Annotated in this window: 2 protein-coding genes; one reads left to right on the top strand and one right to left on the bottom strand. The window is 77.3% G+C overall.

Annotation, left to right across the window (positions count from 1 at the left end):
* Positions 1-389, bottom strand: a 389-nt coding sequence (locus L1885_RS27610; protein WP_235799878.1) for a helix-turn-helix domain-containing protein, incomplete at its 3' end; no start/stop codon positions are given.
* 216 nt (positions 390-605) lie between these two features.
* Between L1885_RS27610 and L1885_RS27605 the strand changes: the two genes are divergently transcribed.
* Positions 606-2,070 (top strand): cell division protein PerM (locus L1885_RS27605; RefSeq protein ID WP_235799877.1); only part of this gene is annotated, 1,465 nt, incomplete at its 3' end.

Below are 2,070 nucleotides of genomic sequence, written 5' to 3'. Positions count from 1 at the left end.
AGGTGACCGCCTCCGGCGGGGTCCGGCGCGCCGCCGTCGCGGCCGGCGGTGGCGGGCGGGGCGCTTTCGCCGGTGCGCGGTTCGGACGGCGGGGCGATCCCTTGCGGGGGCTCGGCGGCCGGTGCGGCTGCCGCCAAACGGACGGATTCCAGCTGCGCCGCCTGCCGCTCGGAGGCCTGACGGTCCGCCTCCGCGCGCGCCACCGCGTCGCGCAGGGCCTCCGCCGCGTCCTCGGCGGCCTCCGCGGCCAGGACCTCGCGGGCGTAGACCGCGAGCGTCCGCGCGTACTGGTCGCCCTTTCGGCCCCGCGGTTCACTGCGGCCGGTCTCCCACGCGCGCACGGTCGACTGGGTGACGCCCACCGTCGCCGCCAGCTGTTTCACCGTCATGGCCTTGCCCTCACGCAGCCGTCGACGTTCCTTCGGGGGCGGGACCGGGGGTGCCGGCGCGGCGGCGGGCGGGGTGCTCGGGGTGGCGCGTGGCGTCATCGGGGATTCTCCGGAGTACTGGAGCAATCGGAAAAGCACATAACCGAATAATGATCGACATGTCGAGCATTCGCCCGTTACGTGACCAAAGTGCGTGTCGCAGGCAGCATGGCAGGTGTGACCCAAGTGACCGAACGCGGAGAGTTGTTGTCGTCCGCGTCTGCCCTGGAGCGCGGCAGGGCCGCCGCGCTCACCGCGTCCTTCCTGCGCGGCTCCATCGCCGCATGCCTCGGCCTCGGCGCGCTCGCCGTGCTGGTCATGGCGTTGTGGATCAGTTCGCCGTACCCGGACAGCGGAGCGGGCGGTGCCCTCCATGTGGCCGTCGCGCTGTGGCTGCTCGCGCACGGCGCCGACCTCGTACGACCCGGAACGCTCACCGGCGCGCCGGCCCCTGTCGGCCTCGCGCCGCTGCTTCTCGTCGCGCTGCCCGCCTATCTGGCCTACCGGGCGGCGCGCGACGCGCTCGAACCGCAGGAGGGCCGGGCGCAGCTCACCGCGCTGGGCGCCGTGACCACGGTCAGCTGCGGCTACCTCCTGGTCGCCGCGGGAGCCGTGGCCTACGCGCAGGACGGCGCGTTCACCGCCGTGCCCGAGCAGGCGGGCGGCGCGGTGCCGCTGTTCGTGGTCGCCGCGACCGCCGCCGGCGCCTGGAGCGCCACGGGCCGGCCCGGACTTCCGCAACCCCGGTGGCTGCCCCCGGCGGTGCGGGCCTGGTGCGCGCGCACGCTCTGGTCCGCGGGCGGCCGCAGGCTCGTGTCCGGCGCGCTGCGTGCGGGCGCCGCCTCGGCCGCGGCGCTCGTCGGCGCCGGGGCGCTGTTCGTGGCGGTGTCGCTCGTCCTGCACGAACACGCCGTCGAGCAGTCGTTCCTGCGCCTCTCCCTCGTCTGGTCGGGCCGGCTCGCGGTGCTGCTCCTGGGTCTCGTGCTCGTGCCCAACGCGGCGGTGTGGGGCGCCGCCTACGGCCTCGGGCCGGGCTTCGCGCTGAGCACGGCGGTGACGGTCACGCCGCTCGCCGCCCCGCACGACCCGGGGCTGCCGTCCTTCCCGCTGCTGGCCGCCGTGCCGCAGCAGGCGGGCGGCTGGGAGCACTGGTCGGCCGCCGCCGCGCCGGTCGCGGCGGGGATCACGGTCGCCTGGTTCACCCTGCGCAAGGCCGCGCCCGCCTACGTCGACCGCGACGAGGCCTGGAGCGCGGGCGCCACGGCCCTGACGGGCTGTCTGGGCGCCCTGGTGGCGGGAGCGCTGACGGCGCTTCTCACCGTGCTCGCCGGGGGGCCGCTCGGCACCGGGAACCTCGCGCGGTTCGGCCCGGTGTGGTGGCAGACCGGGACCGCGGCGGCGCTGTGGACGGCCGCGGTGGGTGTCCCGTTCGCCCTTCTCGTACGCGCCTGGCGGGTACGGGGCAGCGACGCGGCCCGGGAGGCGGCCGACGACGCCCACGCGTTGCCCGTCCCGGCCGCCCGCGCCGGGGCGCGGGCGCAGGACGGCGACCAGGCGCCGGGCCGCTGGAGCGTCCTGGCCCGGCGGATCACCGGCCGCTCGCCGGCCGCCGGGGAGCCGGCCGCCGGGGGGCAGACCGCGC

The sequence above is a fragment of the Streptomyces fuscigenes genome (assembly GCF_021556455.1).
Classification (GTDB): Bacteria; Actinomycetota; Actinomycetes; order Streptomycetales; family Streptomycetaceae; genus Streptomyces; species Streptomyces fuscigenes.
This window is presented reverse-complemented; position numbering and strand designations above follow the sequence as displayed.